The sequence below is a fragment of the Bifidobacterium sp. UBA6881 genome (assembly GCA_002451435.1).
Taxonomy (GTDB): Bacteria; Actinomycetota; Actinomycetes; order Actinomycetales; family Bifidobacteriaceae; genus Bifidobacterium.
Genome location: DKCF01000082.1, coordinates 59,873 through 60,806, shown reverse-complemented (window position 1 = coordinate 60,806; position 934 = coordinate 59,873). Strand labels below are relative to the sequence as shown.

General features: G+C 54.5%; 1 protein-coding gene. It reads left to right on the top strand.

Annotated features, from left to right (window positions below; translation table 11 throughout):
- Positions 1–879 (top strand): amidase family protein (locus tag B3C64_RS06565; protein ID WP_291534576.1); only part of this gene is annotated, 879 nt, incomplete at its 5' end.
- Between the last annotated feature and the right edge of the window lie 55 nt (positions 880–934).

The window sequence follows — 934 nt, the reverse complement described above, 5'->3', positions numbered from 1 at the left end:
GGCCCCGCCTCAGCCGTAGCGTGCGGTCAGGCCGATATCGGGCTTGGAACAGATACCGCCGGTTCCATTCGCATCCCCGCCTCATATCAGGGACTATGGGGCATCAGAACCTCGCATAATCGCATCAGCACAGATATGATACTTCCCCTTTCGCAATCATTCGATACCGTAGGGTGGATGACCCGAGACGCGCAGACCCTCGCCTTCGCAGGCAATGCATTGATTCCGGATCGAGACCGCATAAGCTTGTCGCGCACCCTTCTTATGTGCGACAAGCTTAATGAATGCGTAACTCCCGACGTCCATGAGGCTTTCGACCATTTTTGCAATGGCGTCCGCTCGGCAGTGTCCAATGAACGCATCAATACGCTGCGCTCCATCGACCAGGCACCGTTCGATCCAATGATGCTCGACAATTTCCTTTCGATTTTTCAAGTGGTACGCGGTTTTGAAGCATGGCGCAATAACGGTGAGTGGATCAGCGAGCACCACAATGACATCGCCCCCGAAATCGCTGCGAGATTCGACCATGATTCGCATATTTCCCATTCGCAATACATGCGCGGCCTGGAACATCTGCAACAGGCCCGATCTGCAATACGCGAGATCGTCGGAAACAATACGCTGCTTATTCCCACGGCATCATCAACCGCCCCGATGATCATGCCAAACGGCGACATCTCCAATATCGAAGACGCGCGGGCACGCACGTTGCGCCTGACCTCAATCGCCGGCGTCGGAGGACTTCCCGCCATAAACATCCCATTGCAAAACGCCAATGGACTACCATGCGGCGCATGTCTGCTCGGACCAGCCGGCTCCGATAGACAACTCATGGAATTGGCCAAAGAGCTATATCATAAATCGATATCTCAGTGAGCATAGACTTCGCTCCCGCAATCACGGCAGGGGGCTTCGGAATCATGATTCCGAA